This is a genomic window from Bifidobacterium sp. B4081, assembly GCF_026537335.1.
Taxonomy (GTDB): Bacteria; Actinomycetota; Actinomycetes; order Actinomycetales; family Bifidobacteriaceae; genus Bombiscardovia.
Map to the genome: position 1 here is coordinate 1 of NZ_JAFNMM010000005.1, position 20,281 is coordinate 20,281.

Annotated in this window: 13 protein-coding genes; 3 read left to right on the forward strand and 10 right to left on the reverse strand. The window is 61.3% G+C overall.

The window, feature by feature from the left end; translation table 11 throughout:
- Positions 1-528 precede the first annotated feature (528 nt).
- Positions 529-1,284, forward strand: coding sequence for a Sir2 family NAD-dependent protein deacetylase (locus tag J3T92_RS07975; RefSeq protein ID WP_267400934.1), 756 nt, complete (start codon positions 529-531; stop codon positions 1,282-1,284).
- A gap of 196 nt (positions 1,285-1,480) precedes the next feature.
- Here J3T92_RS07975 and ilvA read toward each other — a convergent pair whose 3' ends face one another.
- The 6 genes from ilvA to J3T92_RS08005 all read right to left on the reverse strand — a co-directional run bounded on the left by ilvA (position 1,481) and on the right by J3T92_RS08005 (position 10,791).
- Positions 1,481-2,746, reverse strand: coding sequence for a threonine ammonia-lyase (ilvA, locus tag J3T92_RS07980; protein ID WP_267400935.1), 1,266 nt, complete (start codon positions 2,744-2,746; stop codon positions 1,481-1,483).
- Positions 2,747-3,048: 302 nt separating this feature from the next.
- Positions 3,049-5,514, reverse strand: a complete 2,466-nt coding sequence (gene otsB, locus J3T92_RS07985; protein ID WP_267400936.1) for a trehalose-phosphatase — start codon at positions 5,512-5,514, stop codon at positions 3,049-3,051.
- 162 nt (positions 5,515-5,676) lie between these two features.
- A complete protein-coding gene (locus J3T92_RS07990) occupies positions 5,677-7,587 on the reverse strand; it encodes a glycoside hydrolase family 13 protein (RefSeq protein ID WP_267400938.1) in 1,911 nt (636 codons plus the stop codon).
- A gap of 87 nt (positions 7,588-7,674) precedes the next feature.
- Complete coding sequence (locus tag J3T92_RS07995; protein ID WP_267400939.1) at positions 7,675-8,574, reverse strand: carbohydrate ABC transporter permease; 900 nt, start codon at positions 8,572-8,574, stop codon at positions 7,675-7,677.
- A 1-nt stretch (position 8,575) separates the two neighbouring features.
- Positions 8,576-9,514, reverse strand: a complete 939-nt coding sequence (locus J3T92_RS08000; RefSeq protein WP_267400940.1) for a carbohydrate ABC transporter permease — start codon at positions 9,512-9,514, stop codon at positions 8,576-8,578.
- 20 nt (positions 9,515-9,534) lie between these two features.
- Positions 9,535-10,791, reverse strand: coding sequence for an ABC transporter substrate-binding protein (locus tag J3T92_RS08005; protein ID WP_267401078.1), 1,257 nt, complete (start codon positions 10,789-10,791; stop codon positions 9,535-9,537).
- 231 nt (positions 10,792-11,022) lie between these two features.
- Between J3T92_RS08005 and J3T92_RS08010 the strand changes: the two genes are divergently transcribed.
- Positions 11,023-12,306 carry an ROK family transcriptional regulator gene (locus J3T92_RS08010; protein ID WP_267400942.1) on the forward strand — a complete coding sequence of 428 codons (1,284 nt, stop codon included), beginning with the start codon at positions 11,023-11,025 and terminating at the stop codon, positions 12,304-12,306.
- A gap of 22 nt (positions 12,307-12,328) precedes the next feature.
- Here J3T92_RS08010 and J3T92_RS08015 read toward each other — a convergent pair whose 3' ends face one another.
- Entirely contained in the window at positions 12,329-14,554 is a 2,226-nt protein-coding gene (locus J3T92_RS08015) for an alpha-galactosidase (protein WP_416378885.1), read from the reverse strand.
- 176 nt (positions 14,555-14,730) lie between these two features.
- Positions 14,731-15,705 carry a ketopantoate reductase family protein gene (locus J3T92_RS08020; protein WP_267400946.1) on the reverse strand — a complete coding sequence of 325 codons (975 nt, stop codon included), beginning with the start codon at positions 15,703-15,705 and terminating at the stop codon, positions 14,731-14,733.
- Between the two features lie 244 nt (positions 15,706-15,949).
- Between J3T92_RS08020 and J3T92_RS08025 the strand changes: the two genes are divergently transcribed.
- Positions 15,950-16,777 (forward strand): sulfite exporter TauE/SafE family protein, encoded by an 828-nt coding sequence (locus tag J3T92_RS08025; protein ID WP_267400948.1) that lies wholly within the window; start codon positions 15,950-15,952, stop codon positions 16,775-16,777.
- Between the two features lie 8 nt (positions 16,778-16,785).
- On the opposite strand, the gene J3T92_RS08030 is transcribed toward J3T92_RS08025, so the two are convergent.
- On the reverse strand, positions 16,786-17,238 hold the full coding sequence (locus J3T92_RS08030) for a nucleoside deaminase (protein WP_258561511.1): 453 nt from the start codon (positions 17,236-17,238) through the stop codon (positions 16,786-16,788).
- A 35-nt stretch (positions 17,239-17,273) separates the two neighbouring features.
- Positions 17,274-20,009 carry a cation-translocating P-type ATPase gene (locus J3T92_RS08035; protein WP_267400950.1) on the reverse strand — a complete coding sequence of 912 codons (2,736 nt, stop codon included), beginning with the start codon at positions 20,007-20,009 and terminating at the stop codon, positions 17,274-17,276.
- Positions 20,010-20,281 lie beyond the last annotated feature (272 nt).

Sequence of the window (20,281 nt, forward strand, 5' to 3'; positions counted from 1 at the left end):
CCGGGCGGGCATCGGACTGGCAATCAAAAAGCTATAAGTAGCACAAACACGCTCTTGAGTTCTCAAACCACCACCACACCAACAACTCCAAGCCCTCCGAAGAGTTCTCATCACTGCCGGGCAGCAAGAAGTAAACCTACCACGAGCCGGCCAAAACGCAACTCGGCCCTCACGCAGGGACGGTCAAAACAAGCAATAGCAGGCCTTTAAACGGCGTGTCGCTGCATGAGACTTTCTGGCTTTGAGCCCCGCGAAGAAGGAACTTCAGCGCACCCTCACGACTTCATGCACACATTTTATTCACAAAGTGCTGGTCAGGCCACAGCTGGATCGGCGTGTCAGCACAATCCTTTAATAGTCATTTTGAATTCAGATCATGGACGGTCATGCTCGATGCTGAGTTCGCCTTCAGTCTTCTATCCTCTATCATCCACAGCTTATGAATGCCGGTATTGATATAGGTGCACATTCACGCACTATGTTGATTTGCGGATCATGGATTCTGTTGACGGATGGTAAGACGGGTGTATGAGCACAACAATTGCAGTACTGACCGGGGCGGGCATCTCGACTTCAGCCGGCATACCGGATTTCCGCGGGCCTGACGGGGTTTGGACCAAGCATCCTGATCAAATGAGCGTCTATGACCTGGACCTGTTCATGAGCGACCGGAAACAGCGGGAGTATTCATGGCGGTGGCAAAAGGAGTCGCCTGTATGGAAGGCCCAACCGGGAGTGGCCCACAAGGCACTGGCCAAGCTGGAGCAGGCAGGCATGCTGAACCTGTTGGCTACGCAGAACTTCGATGCCCTCCACGAGAAAGCCGGCAACTCCGAGGACGTCATCGTCAACCTTCACGGAACCATCGGCACCTCCCACTGTATGAAATGCGGTCAGGCATACCGGACAGCCGACATCATGGCCAAGCTTGATCAGGAACCCGATCCGCACTGCCACAAGCCCATGCCCTACCAAGGCAACATGCCATGCAACGGCATCATCAAGACCGATGTGGTCTACTTCGGTCAGGCCCTGCCCGAGGGAGCCATGGAGAAGAGCATGAGGCTGGCTAGCCAGGCCGATCAATTCTGGGTGATCGGCTCCACCTTGGAGGTTTATCCGGCGGCCTCGCTGGTGCCGGCGGCAGCCCAGGCTGGCGTACCGATCACCATCATGAACATGGGCTCGACCCGGTATGATTCTCTGGCAACCCGGCTCATCCACGAACCCATCGAAGAGGCGCTGCCCAAACTCGTCGACAAAACCATCGCCGGACAGGGATGATTCGCTGACTGCTCCGCCTATTTTTTTGAAGCAGAGTGACATTCTGCAGATTTCTGATAGATCCCACAGGCTCATATGGGTCCCATCAGCCAAGTTCAGCAATAGGGAGCCATTCTAGCTGTTCACCCGGCCATGATCCTTATCGCGGAAGCCTGGATGACGGGCACCGGAGCCTGGTTCCGACCGGGAAACCAAGTCAGTAGTTCTGATGGACTTGGAAGCCTCGACTGCGCAAGGTATCCAAAATCTGGGTGATGTGGTCGGGGCCGTTGGTCTCCACGGTCACCTCCAAGAGCACGCCGTTGTCATAGTGGCCAGAGGATTTGAACTGATCATGGTTGAGCTCGATCACATTGGCACGCAGATCGGCCAAGACCGTGGCCACATTGACCAGCTGGCCGGGAACGTCGGGCAATTCCACGCCGAATTGCATGATGCGCCCGCGGGAAATCATTCCACGCTGGATGACTGCGCCCATGGTGACCGTGTCGATGTTGCCACCCGAGATGATGGGGACGATCACGTGCGGCCCTGGGGCGGACCGGAAGACATCGGACTGCAGATCCAACTGGCCCAGTGCTGCAAGGGAGACGGCACCGGCTGCCTCGACCACCAGTTTGTGCTTCTCCAGCATGAATAGGATCATCTCGGAGATGTCGCTTTCAGTCACTTGGACCAGATCATCCATATAGCGGCTGAGCAGAGCATAGTTCAGATCGCCGGGACGTCTGACGGCTACGCCCTCGGCAGCCGTACGCATCTGATCTGCTGCAACCACATGACCAGCTGTCAGAGATTCACGCCAGGCGGGAGATCCAACCGGGGTGGCTCCGATGACTCTGACCTCAGGCTTAAAAGTCTTTACAGCGAGCGCCACGCCGGCGCCCAGCCCGCCCCCACCCAGGGGAACCACGATATCGGTGGCATCGGGCACGTCCTGAAGAATCTCCATGGCGATAGTCCCCTGACCGCAGACGACCTCGTAGTCATCAAAGGGCGGGATGAAGGTCATGCCGCGATCACGCGCCATCCCCAGGGCGTAATCAGAACTTTCATCGAAGACCTCACCCTGCAGGACAACCTCGGCGCCATAGGCCCGAGTGGCATCGACCTTGAGCGGCGGCGTGATCCTGGGCATGACGATGGTGGCCTTCGCGCCCCGGCTGCGGGCGGCAAAAGCCACCCCCTGGGCATGATTGCCAGCGGAAGCGGTGACGATGCCGCGGTCCAGCTCGTCCTGATTCAGCGAGGCCACCTTGTTGTAAGCTCCACGGATCTTGAAGGATCCGGTCAGCTGCAGATTCTCCGGCTTGAGCAGAACACGATGGCCTATCCGAGCACCCAGGTCATCGGATTGCTCGATAAGGGTGTGGCGGGCCACACCCTCCAGACGACGTGCGGCGTTACGCAGATCAGCAGCATGATCGGACTCGAGACAGGCAGTGATTGTTGAGGCATCCATGCTCCAAGTATGGTCGGCGAGCCCGGCCAACGGGGTCAGCCGTCAACATGGTGGACACCCAAACTTATCGAAAACCAAAAGATGTGAGCACTCGGACATCTAAACACCCGAAAAAGTTGTCGGCAGTTCCCGACAGTCGTCGCTGACAGGTAGTGGCAGGCAACAGTCGCAACCTACAGCCCATGGTCATCCGCCCCCGGTCATCACATGCCGTCACTGCGGTGAGCGTCAATCACCGCCAGCTGCCCGCAAGCTTATCGAACTTCACCAGCAGTCACCGGTGGGGCTAGCGATCACCTGCCCTACTTGTCGTCAGTAGACTGGGCATGTGCCTCGTCGACCACGGTATGGTCATCGCGGAAGTCGTGGGAGGCCACAGGTTCATCAGAGTCACGGGCTACTCCGGCGCCCAGGTCGGCCAGCAGCAAGGTGACCGCAGTCGGGTCATTGACCCGCAGACGGGCCTTGGTCTGGCCCGGCCCGACCTTGATGGTCCAGCCCTTATCGGGCATGACGGCGAACATGGTCTCGTCCGTTTCATCGTCGCCCAAGGCCATCATGAAGTCGTAGTCGCCGCTGTTGACGAAGGGCAGGATGGCCTGGCCCTTGCTGGTGGCCACGGGGGTGACTTCGACGACCTTGGAGTTCTCCATGATCATCAGCCCCAGGCCGACCACTACTCCGCGCAGGCGATGGAGCAGATCCTGACGCTCCTGGTCGGCCACCTGGGCGTCGCTCATCCGGTAGTGCCAAGCAACCGCATCCGACTTGCTCTCCACGAAGGAGCGAGGAACCCTTGTGGCCGATTCATCCATGATGGGCCGGATCACCTTCTGCCAGGTATCGGAGTCGGGCAGGCCTTTCGCCCGCTGCCACTCGTCCGAGTCGCTGCCAGGCAGGTTCCGGTTCCAAGCGCCATGTTCAGCAATCAGCCCCACCGGCAGGTTGCCGAACCAGTCCTGCATGATCTGATGGCTGCGGCCGGAGACCAGCAGGAAGTCCACATCGGGATTGCTCCCAACCTGGGTCAGCAGACGGCGGAGGGCCTGGGTGGGCTTAGCCCGCTCAGGACGGCGAACCAGCGGGGTCAGCGTCCCGTCATAATCACACAGGACCAGACGACGATGGGCGCCGTCCCACTGACGAACGATGGCGTTGTGGTGATCCATACGCAGCCTTCTATCTGTCATGCCAGGAGCGGACACCTGCCGCAGGGAGTCGAGGAACGAGGCGCACCAGTTGGCTGCAGTGCGCACCTTGAGCCGGGCCTGCATGCGAATGTTGCGCCGCTTGGACTCCTCGGGAGTAATCTCCAGGGCGTTGTGCAGCGCCTCACAGACCATGTCGATGTCGTAGGGATTGACGATGAAGGCATCGGTCAGCTCGTCGGCCGCCCCACACATGTCCGACAGGACAAGGGTGCCGTCGCGCCCGTCATGGCAGGCCAGGTACTCCTTGGCCACCAGGTTCATCCCATCGCGCAGGGGGGTGACCAGGGCTACATCGCCAGCCGTGTATATACCGCAGACCGGCTTGATGGACAGGGAGCGGGTGATGTAGTGGATGGGGGTCCAGGCCAGCAGGGAGTAGCGGCCGTTGATCTCGCCCACCAGCTGATCCACCTGGGCCTTGAGCCGCTGATAGGACTCGACGACCTCACGCGAGGGGGTGGCCAGCAGGTAGTAGGTGACATGGCCCACCCATTCAGGGTACTTGTCCAGCATGCGGCCGAAGGCCTGAAGCCGCTCGGGCAGACCCTTGGTGTAATCCAGCCGGTCCACCGAGACGATGACCTTGTTGGACCGGCTGCCCACCGAGGAGGCCGCCTGCTTGGCAAGCGTGGACTCGGGGATGTCCTCCTTCATGTAGTGGCTCCACCAGTTGGCGTCCGACGCGGCGGCTTCGTTGGCTGCGACCCCTTCAGCGGTCACCGAGGTGCGGTAGCGATGACGGGGGGACTTGCCGCAGACCTCGTCGATCCCTCGGCGCATGGCCCTGGCCAGGCTGGAATGGGCAGTACGCCGGTAGAGGTTGTAGTCGATGCCGATGGGGAAGGCGTCGATGGCTGCGCGGTGGCCGTCAGGCATCTCGACCACGCCGTCATGGTTGATTGGCAGTTCGGGCAGCAGCCTGTGCAGCGAAGCCAGGAAGCTGGCGGAGAAGTCCACCGTGTGGAAGCCGATCAGGTTGGCGCCCAGGACGCCCTCCAGGATCTCTCGACTCCAGGGCAGGGATCGGAAGATCTCGGCGCTGGGGAAGGGCACGTGCAGGAACCAGCCGATGGAGGCATCAGGGTAGCGTTCGCGCAGCATCTTGGGCAGGAGCATCAGATGGTAGTCCTGGATCCATATGGTGTCGCCCTTGCGAATAAGCGGTTCCACCACCTGCGCGAAACGCATATTGACTTTGCGGTACATCTCCCAGTCCTCCTGACGGAAGACCGCCTCATGCGAGAAGTCATGGAAGAGGGGCCAGAGGGTGTTGTTGGAAAATCCGGCGTAGTAGCCGTTCAGCTCATCCTTGCTTAGGAAGATGGGAATGCACCGGCTCTCCCGGTAGGCCTGACGAATCCCAGCCAGTTCCTTTTCGGAGTACTTCTGAGGATCGATACCACTCCAGCCGATCCAAAGGCTGTCCTTATGGGAACGGTGGTAGGGGCCGATCGCCGTGGCCAGCCCTCCGACGTTCTGGCGCAAAGTGTAAGAGCCGTCCTCCCGTGCCTGCAGTGACATGGGCAAACGGTTGGAGACGATGATCAGACGAGACATGCAACCCGCTTTCTTTTTCCGTCCGCGACGAAGTCGTCACGACTTGCCATGACGCGGACCCATCGCCCCGGAACCCGGGGACCCAACCGGTCCGTACAGGCACAACGGGGCATCGCTGACTTCCACTCTAGCCGGGAAAGCATGCCGACGGCGAAGTTTTCCTCAGAGTCGGTAGACGAAACCCTCCCATGGGGAGAGGCGGCTGGTCAGCAGGGAGCTGGCTGTCTGCTCAGGCCGGTAGGTGGTTATGAGGATCCGGTCGGGGTCCACCGCCCCGAGGGCCATAGAGGTGAATCCGGTCTGATCCAGGCCCAGAATGGCAGCGGTCTGAGGCGGCAGCGAGGCTGGGCGGCTGCTCAGATTGACCGCAACCAGCAGGCGCTGGCAGGGCAGGGCATCCAGCACACTGGCAGCCTCAGGTCCCGACTTGGGCTCCGGCACCTGGTCCAGGGAACGGGTGAATGAATAGATCCGGTCCGCATCCGGATCCAGAAGGGTGAAGTCGCCGGCCGCCACGACCGGATTGGTGTGCCGCAGGCGGATCAGCTCCCGGTAGAAGGCCAGGACCGAATCCGGATCGCGCAGCTCGGTCTTGACGTTGACCTTGTTTCTATTAGAGTTGACGGCCAGCCAGGGCTCCTTAGGAGCGTATGAAGCCGTAAAGCCAGCGAACTTGGTGGAGTCCCACTGCATGGGGGTGCGGGCATTGTCGCGGCTCATATAAGCCAGGGCGGCCATCATGGACTCCGGATCCTGCTCGTGCGCCTGGTCGACCCGCTGGTGGTAGAGGTTGATGGACTCCAGATCCCGGTACTGGTCCAGGCTGGTGAAGCCGGCGTTGGTCATGCCCAGCTCCTCGCCCTGATAGATGTAGGGGGTTCCCCGGTGCATGTGCAGGAGGAGTCCCAGGGCCTTGGCCGAACGGGAGCGCAGCTCATCACTGGAGGTGTCGCCCCAACGGGAGACGATCCTGGGCTGGTCGTGGTTGTCGAAGTAGAGGCTGGCCCACCCGGCCTTGGCCACAGCCTGCTGCTGCTCGTTCATGGCCGCCTTGAGCCGGGAGACCTGGAAGGGGCGGATGTCCCACTTGCTGTCCCCGGTGTCAACCTCGGTCTGGGTGAAGAGGAAGAGCATGTCCAGCTCGTGGTTGGCCGGGTCGGTGATCTGCCCGCTGCGAGCAGGGGCCAGGCTGGGAGCCTCCCCCACGGTCAGGTAGCCATGCCGACCTTGGAAGACCTCGCTGCGCATCTGTCTGAGGAACTCGTCCAGCCTGGGGCCGTCCACACAGAAGGGCGCCGAGGACGAGTACCCCTCGGGCCCTACAGAACCGTCAGCAATGGCCGATCCGTCCTCGCCGGGCAGACGGCCCTCGGAGTCGACGGTCTTGGAGATCATGACGATCACATCCATGCGGAACCCGTCGATGCCCCGGTCCATCCACCAGTTCATCATGCCGAAGACAGCCTGCCGGACCTGTGAGTTCTCCCAGTTGAGGTCGGGCTGCTTCTTGGAAAACAGGTGCAGGTAGTACTCGCCGCGCTGCGGATCGTATTGCCAGGCGGAGCCCCCAAAGTAGGACCCCCATTGGTTGGGCTCTGCACCAGGGGTGCCGGGTTCGCGGCCGGCCTTGGCGGGACGCCACCAGTACCAGTCGGCGTGCGGGTCATCCCTGTTGCGGGAGGCCTGGAACCAGGCGTGCTCGTCCGAGGTGTGATTGACCACCAGGTCCATGACCACCTTGATGCCCCGCCGGTGGGCCTGGTCCAGAAGCTCATCCATATCGTCCATGGTGCCGAACATGGGGTCGATGTCCTGGTAATCGGCGATGTCATAGCCGTTGTCATCCTGAGGAGACTTGTAGACCGGGCTCAGCCAGATCACGTCCACGCCCAGGTCGGCCAAGTAGTCCAGCCGCTGGGTGATGCCCGGCAGATCGCCGTAGCCGTCACCGTTGGTGTCCTGGAAGGACCGCGGATAGATCTGATAGACCACCGCGTTGGCCCACCAGGGATTGGGGGCGGCTCCGTTGGTCCGCACCCTATCGGGCAGCTGCATGCGTTCTTCCTGGGTCATGGCCCTCCTCACGAAGATTGGATTCCTGGGACTTCCTTGTTCTGTGACCTCCACTATAGGCCGCCCTGACTGCCTGTCCTAGCTGGGCTACTTGACAGCTCCTCTCATAACGCCGCTGATGACCCACTTCTGTGCGAACAGGTAGACGATCAGGATGGGCGCCAGAGCCATCAGGTAGCTGGAGAAGGCCATCGGATAGTTGGTGGCGAACTGGGAGCTGAAGACATACTGCGCCAGAGGGATGGTCTGACTGGTCTGATCCGTCAGGACAATCAGCGGCATGAGGAAATCGTTCCAGGCCCAGAGAGCCGTGGTGATGGCGATGGTCGCATTGATTGGACCCATAAGGGGGAAGATGATGGTCCAGAATATCCTCCAAGTGCCTGCGCCATCCAATCGGGCGGCCTCCTCAAGAGCGGTGGGGATGGATCGGATGAACCCCGTGGCGATGAAGAGGTTGGTGCCGAGTCCTAATACCACGTAGAGCAGGATCAGACCTGGCACGTTGTCCAAGTGCCAGCTGCCGAACTGCTTGGCGATGGGAAGCATGACCACGGGGAAGGGGACGAACATGGCCGCGATGAAGAAGTAGTAGAGGAAGCGGAAGAAGCGCTTGTCCATGTTCCTGGCCACGGCATAGGCCACGAAGGTGTTGGTCAGCAGGGTGAGCGCCACTGCGCAGACCGTGACGACGGCTGAATTCAGAGCGGCCTTGGGATAGTTGACCTTGTTCCAGGCATCGGCGAAATTGTGCCACTGCCAGGAAGAGGGCAGGCTGAAGGTTCCGGCTTCCGCAGGGGTCTTCAGAGCCGTGACCACGGTGAAGTAGAGCGGCACAAGAATCGTCAGGGAGAGCACAGCCACGGTGGCCGTCAGCCACCAGTTGACCCTCTTGAGGTGCGATCCCGGGGATCCCCAATGCCGCCTTCCCCTTCTTTCTGCTGATTGTGCCGGTGTCTGCGGTTGCATAAGCGCTGTCTGTGCCATCTCAGATCTTCTCCCCTCTTCTGGAAATGCCCAGCTGGATGAATGCGATCACAGCCAGGACGATGAAGAACATGACCGCGTTGGCTGTCTGGTAGGCGTACTCGCCTCCGGTAAGGCCGCCCTTGTAGATGAGGTAGGTGACTGTTTCGGTCTTGGAATCGGGCCCTCCTGCGGTCAGAGCCACCACCTGGTCGAAGGTGTTGAAGGCATTCTTCAGAGTCAGCACAAGGTTGATGGTGAAGAATGGACCAATCAAGGGGAAGGTGATCCTCCAGAATTTCTGCCACTCATTGGCGCCATCGATGGATGCAGCCTCATAAACCTCCGAGTCGATGGTCTGCAGACCCGCCAGATATATGAGGGTCGAATAAGCCACCGCCTGCCAAACCGAGAGGAAGACGATGGGGATCCACGCATAGTGCTCGCTGGTCAGCAGGGACTGGGAGAGCCAGCTGATGCCCAGGGCCTTGCCTAGAGCCGGCAGGGGCGTCATGAAGATGTATTTGAAGACATAGCCGATGACCAGAACCGAGAGCGTGTAGGGGATGAAATAGATGACCCGGAACCCGTTCTTGAAAGCGATCTTTCCATTCAGCGCCACCGAGATGAACAGGGCGATGAAGTTGACCAGCAGGGTGATCAGGATGGCGATCAGCAAAGTGAACAGATAAGCGTGGCCCACGCGGCCGTCACGGAAGAGGGCGCCGTAATTCTTGAAGCCGATCCATGAGAAGCGCCCGTATCCCTGGGAATTCGTAAAAGAGTAGGCCACGCCCTGGAGGAAGGGCACATAGAGGAAGAGCGTGAAAATCAGGGCGGCAGGGACCGCCATCCAGTAGAAAGCGCGGTCGACCTTGCGATTGGAGAACCTTGAAGGCCGTTTCCCGACCTTGGCTGTTCCGTCAGCAGTACGGATGCCGACGACCTTGGATTGTGCCATGTCTGAATCCTGACCTTTCATCATTGGAAGTTCCTTGCCTGGACCTTGTCCCATTCGTTCTGCATGGAACCGATGAAGCCATCCACATCCCCCTTGGTGACCATTGTCTGCAGATAGCCGCCGATATTGATGGAAGAGGGGATGTAATGGTCGCAGAAGTCGGCCAAGCGGTTCTGCTGGAAGAAGGGAAGAACCCCGTTCAGGGCCGGATCACCTGCCTCCACCTTTCTGGTCGGCGTGAAGGCCGTCTGGGCCTTGGCATACGTGCGCAGCTGCTGGGGCTGCATCAGATAACGGATCAGCCGCATGGCCTCCTTGGGATGCCTGGTGCTGGCGCCCATGGTCAGCATGACATCGTCGCCAGCCGTCAATATCTGCCGGGAGCGGGAATCATTCGCGGGCATCTGGGCGAATCCGAGGTCCACATCCGGTTCGATCATCCTGATTTGCGGTATGGCGTATGTTCCCAGGGGAAGGATCGCCACCTTGCCCTTGGCCATATTTTGGGTGCCCTGCTGGTAGGTGACGCCCTTGTCGCCAGTGGAATGGCTGAAGAGCTCGACCTCGCGCCGAGCCGGCTCCGTCCACAGGGTCTTGAAATCGGTTTTCCCAGCCATCAGATCCCTGTACCTGCTCTCGGGGACCAGGGTCCCCGCCAGTGACGCCAAGGGGGCCTGGGCGGTCCAGGAATCAGAGAGAGTGCCCTGCACAGGTTCGATGCCCAGGGACTTGAACTTGTCCATGACAGCCGTGAACTCCGACCAGGTGCGCGGCGGATTGTCAGGGTCAAGCCCGGCCTTTCGCCAAAGCGTCTTGTTGTATATGTACCCGCTGGCGTTGCCGGCAAAGGGCAGGCCATACAGGCGCTTGGCCGAAGGATCCTTGGTCTGGACCAGATTCCTGGCTATCGACACCATGCCCGGATTGAGCCCCTTGACCAAGGGATCGTCAGTGAAATCATGGAAGACCCCGGATGCCGCGAACATGCCGAAGCTGATATCGCCGTTGAAGGTGATGACGTCGGGCACCCGGTTTTTGACCAGACGAGTGCGCAAATCCGTCTGGGCATCGGCCGAATTATTGATGTTCACCCTGATGTCAGGATTCTCCTTCTCAAACTGTGCAACCATGGCCTTGAACTGGTCGGCGGCCTCGAACTTGAACTGGAAGAAGTCCAGAGTGACTTGGCCTGAATCTGCTGAGCCGCAGCCCGCCATGGCCACGACGGTCAGCAGAGCCAGGAGCGAGGCGACTCCGTTGCGAACCCAGGTCGTCATTCGACCAAGCCCGGATCCCTCCCTACTGCCGATATCCTTCATATTTGGCTCCTTTACCATCCGCACGGGCAACAATGACCTAGATGATTCTGCGGACCAGCATAGGGGACAGGGATATTTCATTCCCAGCCCCGGCGAGTTCCTTTCGTTAAGAAAGTAATTAAGATATGCTGTTCAGTGCATGGGGTTTGTCCGCAATCAGGTCGGACCAATTTTCCGTAAGGAGGCACCGTGGCCGACAGAGACAACCAGAGCTCAAACCATCACGAGAACGATTACCGCCTAGGAGAAGCACGGCCGTTCCCAGCCTGGTTCACGGCCTCCCAATATACCCACCGCATCGCCGTTGAAATCCTCCAGCACGGCCCGATCTCCAGAGTAGCTCTGGCACGGCGATTCAACCTGACCCAGGGTGCCGTATCGCGCATCACCAACGATCTGACCCACCGCGGGGTCATCAGAGAGGCACGCACACTGCCGCAGGCAAAAAAAGACCCAGGAAGACAGGATGACGGCAATCATAGCTCCAATAGCGTAGGCAGACCGCAGCAGGCTCTGATCATCCGCCGGGAAGCCAAGACCTTCATCGGCATCAATCTTCACGGCGGCACCGCCCTGGCCACGGCGACGGACCTGGCCTGCCGACCCGTCGGCCAGCCCCACAGTCATCACATTCGACAGCGAAGCCCAGGCCAGGTCGTAAGGATGCTGTCAGACCTTGCCCAGGAATGCATGCGCGAGATCAGCCAGGCCGGGCTGCCCAGCCCCTCCGGCCTTGCCATCTCCCTTGGGGGTCGGGCGGAGGGAGACAGGATCGTCACCTACGCCCCCTTCCTGCACTGGAGCGAACCCATTGATCTTGCCACCCAGATGGAGAATACATGTGATCTGCCTTGTCTGGTCTTCAACGATCTCGATGCTCTGGCCCTGTACGAAGGATGGTTCGGCGAGGGCATCGGGCTGGATCGTTTCGCTCTGATCACCATGGGATCCGGCATCGGCTATGCCCTGAGCGAGCACGGCATGCCTGTCTCCTCACCGGATGAGGGTTTTGGGCTGATTGGCCATCAGCTGGTGGATCCGGACGGACCGGGCTGCTATCTAGGTCATCGTGGCTGCGCCCAGTGCCTGACTACAGGCTCCCTGGCTGAGCAGTACTCGCATGCCATCGGGCAGGCTGCCAGCCTTGACGAGTTGGTCAAAGACCTGGAGGAGGACATGCCACAGGCGGAGACCCTGCTCAATCTGACCGGTTATCGGCTAGGGGTGCTGATCGCTCTGGTGGCCAACGTGGCCCTGCCTGACAAGGTTCTGGTTGGCGGGGAGACTTCCTATTTGATGAAAAGGTGCGTCGAATCCGTACGCAAGGGCACTGCATCATTCCGCCACAGCCAGATGGTCGAGGTTCCCGTGAAAATCATTGACGGCGACTGGCTCCGCTGGGCCCAAGCACCGGCGGCCAGAGCAATTGCCCGGTACCTGCAGGGCCCCGGAGAGGCCGATAAGCCCGAATGAACGAGGAAACGACTGGACGGATTCAGATACGGCTCGCTTCAAAAATCACTGCCTCCGCCGGGTGAATGACCGGTGGCCGGATTCCCTGAGCGCCCAAGACCGCGCCCGGAAGGACCACGCCTTGGGAACGCCACCAGGCCAGAGGGCTCTGTCCGTTGCCGATCCGATCCAGGTCACGGCAGACATCCAAGGGTCTGATCTTGTAATCAGCCTTGGGATCCAAACCGGGAAGCGCCAAGGGCTGCGGAGGGTAATTGACCGAAGAGGTCAACTGGGTGAAGCGGTAGAGCGCCTGCGAGCCGCCAGCAGAGACTACTCCATCCAAGCGGACTGCCGGGTCGGGTGCGTCGCCATGCACTACACGACCGGTGTGCAGCATATGTCGCCACTGCTTATAAAGATCAATCCAACGCCCCAGCTCATCCAGCTGATCCTGGGGCACGGCAAGCAGGTTCCATTCCACGCCCATATGGCCGAAGAAAGCCATGGCCGCACGCAGACCGAGCGAGGTGGCACGGCCGGTGGAATGGGCCGGGGAATCGCCCACATGCTCACCCATCATCTCCGGCGGCAGCAGTAAGGATGTGTAGCGCTGGATGTCAGCCCGCTCGACCGGATCCACGCAGTCCGAGACCCAAACCCTGTCAGCATATTCCAATACGCCCAGATCGATGCGTGCGCCCCCTGAAGCGCAGGATTCAAGCTCCAAGCCAGGATGCCTGGTTTTCAGGTCGCGCATGATTCTATAGACCGCCTCGGTCTGCGCATGCATGGCAGGACGTCGCGACCGGGGCGAGCAGGCTTCGGTCACGTAACGATTGTGATCCCATTTGATGTAGTCGATGCTCATAAGCGCAATGAGCGAGTCCATGGCATCGAACACATAGCCATAGGCATCGGGATTGGTCAGATCCATGACCTGCTGGTTGCGGCCTTCGACAGGCAGCCGGGAAGGCCCCGGGGACATGACCCAGTCAGGATGTGCGCGAAAGACGTTTGAGTCTGGACTGATCATTTCGGGTTCGAACCAGAGGCCGAATTCCATTCCCAGCTGATGCACCTTGGCAGCCAGAGCCTCCAGGCTCTTAGGCCCTTCGGGCCATACCTGCCGATCGATGGACCAGTCCCCCAGTCCGGCCTCATCCGAACGCCTGCCCTGGAACCAGCCATCATCAACGACAAAACGCTCCACACCTATACGGGCGGCCTGTTCGGCCAGGGCAGCCAGCTTGTCATAGGACTGGTCGAAGTAGACCGCCTCCCAGGTGTTCAGAGTGACAGGCCTGGGATGTGAGGCCAACCCGGGATGCAGGGATCGCAGGAAAGCATGATACCTATTGGCCGCCTGGTCCAACCCTTTGCCCCGGGAACCATAGAGCCAGGGCGTGGAATACGCTGGCTGGCCGGAATGGCCATCAGCAGGAGGAAGCGCGATTTCTCCCGCCATCAGAATCTCGCCGCCGCCCAGCAATGCGGGAGCTGAAGGAATCCGCTCGGCGCTGAGCAGACCATTGCCGCTCCAACCCAAGTGGACCATGCATACCTCATCATGCTCGAATCCGAACCCGGGTCGACCCGCGCACATGACCAGGGAGGAATCAAAATCCGGCCGGCCCACCAAGCTTGAACGCTCCAGACGGCCTACGGTCAATGGCTGGCGTTGCGGGCTGCGCTCGCGCAGGTGGTGACCGGTGGTGGTCAGAATCTCGCTTGCCTCGGCCGGCAAGGGGAAAGCCAGCTCCAAGCCGTTGACATCCAGCTCTCTGACCTTATCCAGGTTGAACAGGTCCGCACGCTGCCTGACTAGACCGGACGAAAGCACTTGGCACTGCCAAGTCAGCCCCACGCCCTGGCCCCGGTCGCATACCTGAACTTTCAGCGTCGGAACGGCGGAGCCGTCAGGGCGGACCTGGGCTGTGCCCAAATCGACTGACACCACCTGGAAGCGGCAAAAGACCTCAACACCGCTGCGGCAGATGCGCAGTCGGCGCTGTCCGGTCCAAGCCTCGGACTGGGTCGGAAGGATGCTGGGCCAGGCCGTCAGGTCCAGTCCTCCTGAGACCCGCTGCGGGGCCAGAGCGTCATAGGTTCCCAGAAGGGCCTGCGGATCGGCCACTGGATCGCCCCAGTGAACTATTCGCGGCAGACCCCTCCCCGGGAAAAGGGCAGCAAGGGACAGCTCGGACTGCTCCATGTAAACCAACCTGAGGGGAACCCCCAGATTCGATTTGCTCTGATAAGACCCCATCCTCGGGCCGCCGCGATGAACCTCCATGACACCTCCGCCATAAGCCCGGCGATGCCGGTCGCCGAGGCTGATAAATCAGGCTCCATGCTAAGAACCCGCGGCTAACTTGTCTGGAAGGGCGTGTTTTTCTTACTTGGGAAAGTAATTCATGGAAATCCGCTCAGCAGCTGTTTACATCAGCTCTGGCCGACCTGCTCTTCGTGGTGAACACGGAAGGCCAGCTCGGCCAGGTGGACACCGTGGGTCAGGAACTCCTGAGTCCGGCAGACATAGTCATGCTCACGGCCCAGGCGCGCCAGGTAGCCGTTGATGTAGTCCACCTCGGTCGGGCGGCCCTTGGACATGTCCTGATACATGGAGGGGTAGTGAAGCGGGTTGCTCACCCGACTGACATAGTCCACCTCGTCCAGTGTCTCCTGACGGGTCTGGATCAGCTGCTTGCCGGCCCTCTCGCAGGCGTCATAGGCCTCGTCAATCAGCTGGCGGGACATATCCTTGGCGCCCGGGTAGGAGACGAACTGGCCCATGGTGATCTGATACATGGTGCAGATGGTGTTGACCACCGAGTTGAAGATGATCTTGGCCAGGCAGGTGCCCTCGAAGTTTTCCGTCAGGATGGGGTTGAGGTTGGCGGCCTTGAAGTCCTCGGCCATCCTGCGCTCCAGGTCGGTGGTCTGCTCGGTCATGGCGCACAGGTGCAGGGATCCGGCCCCGGACTTGCCTATGAAATCCACGTCGCCGGGCCCATTGAGGACCGTGCCGATCATGGCCGTGCCACCATAGATCCGCTCCTGGGGGAAGTACTTGAGCAGCTTGTCGAAGTGACCCCAGCCGTTCATGGCCGAGACGACCACCTGATGGTCGCGGAAGAGCGGTGCGCAGCGCTCCAGGACGGCCTCCAGCTGCATCTGCTTGAGCATGACGATCCAGACGTCGGGGTCGCCCTTGTAGTCCTCAGGGGTGTAAATATTAACGGACACCAAATGCCGATTCTCATGATCGCGGGAGACATAGACGCCTCCTTGGTCGTGAACCTTGTCAATATTGGGCATCCAGGTATCCACGAAATCCACCTGCAGGCCGGCCTGCTCCTGCAGCAGCACACCCAGACGATAGCCCATGGCTCCGGCACCGATGACCGTATATCGCATCGAAATACACCCTCTTCTTTTCCTGACTAGGCGACGCACCTTCGGGGACCGGCCCGAGGGATACCAAGCAGTATGCCGGGACGGCAGAGGGGGACCAGGACAACGTTCGCATAGTGGACATAAGGACTGGAGCATGCGTGGATTCCTGCAGCGTGGAAAGCCTCGCCACGCCTAATCGACGCCGATAGGAGCATAAGCGGACATCCAGCCATCCCGGCAAAAACACCGGCATAGGCTAGAACCCATGCAAAGAGAGCAGAGAGGAGCCGGAGGGATGGACCGGCGGACCCTGGCCATCCTGGTCCTGGTGGGCGTGATCAGCGGATTCCTGTCGGGGATGTTCGGCATCGGCGGCGGATCGATCATAGTGCCTGCCCTGGTATGGACCGGACTGCAGCAACGGCAGGCCTCTGCCACGTCGCTGGCCTCCATGATCCCCATGTCGCTGGCCGGGGTGGCCTCTTACGCCCTGAGCGGGCATGTGGACTGGCTGGCGGCTCTGTTGCTGGCCGTGGGCACGGTCATTGGGGCGCAGGTCGGCACCTGGCTGCTGGACCGGCTTCCTGAGGTGATCCTCAGATGGCTCTACGTGGGCTTCCTCATGGCAGTCATTGCCCAGCAGCTGCTGTCCACGCCCTCAAGGGAGAGCAGCATCCAGCTGAGCCCAGTGGTGGCCTTGATCATTCTGCTGGTCGGCGTCCTGATCGGAACCCTGTCAGGGTTGCTGGGTGTCGGCGGCGGAGCCATCGCGGTGCCCGCCCTGGCTCTGCTGGGCGCCAGCGACCTGATCGCCAGGGGAACCTCCCTGCTGGCCATCCTGCCCAGTTCATTGTCGGGAACGTTCACCAACCTGCGGCACCACCTGGTCCACGCCGGTCAAGGGCTGCTTCTGGGAATCGTGGCCGCTCTGACCACACCTGTGGGCACCTGGGCGGCCTCGGGGGTCAGCGCGCGAGTGGGCGCCAATCTGTTCGCCGCCTACCTCTGCCTGATCGTCCTGCGCTGCATCTGGGCGGCCCTCCAGGTTACCCCGGTCTTCCAGCAGTACATGGCCAATCACAACCACCGCTAAAAACAGGCTCAGCCCTGGCGGTGCCGTGCAAAGAAATCGGCAAGAATCCTGGCACACGCCTGTTCGCACACACCACCCAGCACCTCGGCCTTTGTTCCGGTGTGCGGGTCACGGGGCAGATCCCAGACCGACCCGCAGGCTCCCATCTTGGGGTCCCAGGCTCCGAAAACCACCCTGCTGAAATGACAAGCCATCAGCGCCCCTGCACACATGGGGCAGGGCTCCAGGGTCACGATCATGGTGCACCCGGCCAGATCCCAGCCCACGTCGGATTTCCCGATGGCCTCCATCTCGGCATGAGCCAGGGGACGGCCCAGGGCCTGCCGCTGGTTGAAGCCCCGGCCGATGACGCGGTCCGAGGCATCCAAGACCAGAGCGCCCACGGGCACGTCCCCACGGTCTCCAGCCAAGCCGGCCAGCCGCAGGGCCTCCTCCATGGGCGCCTTCCACTGTTCTTGCACGGGTTCAGTCTGGCAGTCCAGCCCGACAGGTCAGTTCAGTTGATCATGCCTGCGATACGGCGACGCACATGGTGCAGATGGGCCTTGGGCCGCCCGGACGTGTCGATGCCTCGCTTGGCTAGGAAGGCACGAACCATCTTGTCCCCCTCGCTGAAGATCAGAACCGTCAGTCCAATCCCCAGGCAGATGAGCCACTGGCTTGCACTCAGTGGAGCCATGCCCAGAACGCTTGCAACCGGAGCCAGATACATGGCCCCCGCGTGGATGCCCAGGGCCACGAACGAAGCCACCAGGAGGAAGGTGTTGTCCAAGGGGTTGAGCTGGACGATCAGCCTGTTCTCAGACCTGGCCGACATGGCGACGAAGAAGTTGAAGAGGACCAATAAGGTCAGGGCCATGGTCCGGGCGTGGGCCAGATCCATCCCTGCATTGATGTTGAGGCGGAACAGGACCAGGATGCAAGTGGCCATCCAGAGCCCGCAGACGGCAAGCCGTGCCCAAAGCACTCGCGAGAGCAAGCCCTCTCCGGACGAACGCGGGGGCGACTCCAGCTCGTCCCCGCTGCCCGGCTCGAATCCCAGGGCTATGTCCTGGACGCCGTTGGTCACGAAGTTGATCCAGAGCATCTGCAGGGGCAGGAAGAGCAGGGGCTCCTCGGCAATCACATTGACCCCCACGGCGATCATGGCGGCTGCGGCCGTGGACAGGAGGAAGTAGGCGGACCCGCGGATGGCCTTGAAGATGACCCTCCCCTGACGCACAGCCTGGGTGATGGTGACGAAGTTGTCGTCGGTCAGAACCACATCGCTGGCCTCCCGGGCCACGTCGGTGCCGGAGCGGCCCATGGCGATGCCCACCGAGGCAGCCTTCAGCGCTGGGGCGTCATTGACGCCGTCGCCGGTCACAGCCACCACATGGCCCTCATCCTGCAGGGCTTCCACAATGCGCAGCTTGTCCTGGGGGGAGACGCGGGCGGCGATGGAGGTCTCACGCAGACGGGCCCGGAGGACCTCGTCGCTCATCTCCAGCATCTCGCTGCCGGTCAACGCCTGGTCGGTATGCTCCAGACCCAGGCGACGACCTATGGCGGCTGCGGTCACCGGGTGGTCGCCGGTAATCATGACCACGCGGATGCCGGCCCCGGCGCATTCGGCGATGGCCTCGCGCACGCCGGGTCGGGGCGGATCGAGCATGCCTTCAAGCCCCAGGAAGGTCAGGTCGTCAGGTCGACGGCGGGAGGCGGGATCCTGGTCAGAGGAGAGGACCCTGCTGGCCACGCCTATGACGCGCAGCCCCTGGGAGCCCATTGCTTCGTAGGACTTGTGGACAGCCTGGGTGTCCAAGGGAACGACCTGGCCATCCGGGTCCAGCATGGTTCGGCTCATGGCCATGATCGCATCGGGGGCACCCTTGACGTATTGGGTCAGGGTGCCGTCCGGGCTGCGGCGGATGGTCATGGAGTGGAGCAGCTCCGGCTCGTAGGGGGTCTCCATGACGATAGGAGCGTCCAGGTCTTCGGTGGTCACAGCCCCGGTCTGGTCGGCCAGGCGGGCCATGGCCATATCGACCGCGTCGCCACTGTATTCGATGCCGCCTTGTTCATTCGGCTGCCGGTGGGCCTCGTTGGTCAGAGCCCCAGCCCGAGCAAGGGCGGACAGACCACGCATACGGTCGTCGTCGGATACGGCCGCTGCGCCCAGGTCCATGCCCTCTACGGGGATCGGCTGGCCGCCGCCCAGGGTGAACTGTTCCACGGTCATGCGGTTCTGGGTCAGCGTGCCGGTCTTGTCCGAGCCGATGACGGTGATGGATCCCAGGGTTTCAACGGCCGGCAATGAGCGGACGATGGCATGGTATTCGGCCATCCTAGAAACTCCCAAGGCCATGGCCACGGTCAGCACGATGGGCAGGGCCTCAGGCATGGAGGCCACCACCAAGGAGACCGCAGACAGGAAGGCCCCGGTAGCGTCGCCATTGAGAATGGCTCCGCCGATGAAGACGAAGATGGCCACCAGAATGACGGCGACAGCGATGCCCACCTCGGTGCGGTGGATGATTCGCTGCAGGGGCGTGCGGCCCTTGGACACATGGACCAGATCGTTGATTTCGCCCAGCTCGGTGTCGGAACCGGTGGCCACCACCAGCCCGCGTCCACGGCCGCTGGTGACCATGGTGCCCGAGAAGGCCATGCATCGCCTGTCGCCCAGGGCTGCATCGCGGTCCACGGGATCCGTATTCTTCTTGGCATCCTCGCTCTCGCCCGTCAGCATGGCCTCGTCGATGCGCAGGTGAAGGGCCTCGATCAATCGCAGATCGGCGGGGATGCGGTCGCCGCTCTCCAGGAGGACCAGGTCGCCCGGAACCAGCTGGTCGGCGTCAATCTGCTCCACCCTGCCCTGGCGCACCACCCGTGTGGTGGGGGTGGACAGGGTGGTCAGGGCCTCCACGGCCTTGTCCGCCTTGGATTCCTGCACATAGCCGATGATGGCATTGAGAAAAAGGACCAGGAATATGGCCGCAGCGTCCACATAGTGCTGCAGAAAAATGGTGATGATGCCGCAGACCATCAGAACGGCGATCAGGGGGCCGGCGAACTGCTCCAGGAAAAGTTTCCAACGGGGTTTGGCCTGGGCCTCGGCCAGGCTGTTGGGCCCGAAGATCTCCAGTCGGCGTGCGCTCTCCTGCGTATCCAAACCTTGGTCCCCGGTGCGCAGGGTCTCCAGCACAGCCGAGGTCTCCAGGCTGTGCCAATCGGTGTCGTCGAAACGCATGTCAGTCCCTGCTACCGCTGCGTTCTGATTCTTAATGCTTGTAGATGTCATGGATGATGTCATCGGTCAACCTGGCCTTTCCAAACCGGATCGGTCATTTGTCCCCGCATGCGACCCTCTGCAGTCTTTCTCGCAATCTTCCTTCTGGACCGGGGGATGTCCAAAAGCATCGGGGAAACAATAGCGTGCGCGCAAGTCCCCGGGGTCAAGAGATGGGGCTCCATGGTCAGCCGCCGCAAGCAGTGCCCGCTGGGAGGTTCGGAGCCTTCCCG

Excerpts from the sequence above, each read along its gene's own strand:
- J3T92_RS07975 (WP_267400934.1), top strand. The coding sequence starts at position 529 with ATGAGCACAACAATTGCAGTACTGACCGGGGCGGGCATCTCGACTTCA.
- ilvA (WP_267400935.1), bottom strand. The coding sequence starts at position 2,746 with ATGGATGCCTCAACAATCACTGCCTGTCTCGAGTCCGATCATGCTGCT.
- otsB (WP_267400936.1), bottom strand. The coding sequence starts at position 5,514 with ATGTCTCGTCTGATCATCGTCTCCAACCGTTTGCCCATGTCACTGCAG.
- J3T92_RS07990 (WP_267400938.1), bottom strand. The coding sequence starts at position 7,587 with ATGACCCAGGAAGAACGCATGCAGCTGCCCGATAGGGTGCGGACCAAC.
- J3T92_RS07995 (WP_267400939.1), bottom strand. The coding sequence starts at position 8,574 with ATGGCACAGACAGCGCTTATGCAACCGCAGACACCGGCACAATCAGCA.
- J3T92_RS08000 (WP_267400940.1), bottom strand. The coding sequence starts at position 9,514 with ATGGCACAATCCAAGGTCGTCGGCATCCGTACTGCTGACGGAACAGCC.
- J3T92_RS08005 (WP_267401078.1), bottom strand. The coding sequence starts at position 10,791 with ATGACGACCTGGGTTCGCAACGGAGTCGCCTCGCTCCTGGCTCTGCTG.
- J3T92_RS08015 (WP_416378885.1), bottom strand. The coding sequence starts at position 14,554 with ATGGGGTCTTATCAGAGCAAATCGAATCTGGGGGTTCCCCTCAGGTTG.
- J3T92_RS08020 (WP_267400946.1), bottom strand. The coding sequence starts at position 15,705 with ATGCGATATACGGTCATCGGTGCCGGAGCCATGGGCTATCGTCTGGGT.
- J3T92_RS08025 (WP_267400948.1), top strand. The coding sequence starts at position 15,950 with ATGCAAAGAGAGCAGAGAGGAGCCGGAGGGATGGACCGGCGGACCCTG.
- J3T92_RS08035 (WP_267400950.1), bottom strand. The coding sequence starts at position 20,009 with ATGCGTTTCGACGACACCGATTGGCACAGCCTGGAGACCTCGGCTGTG.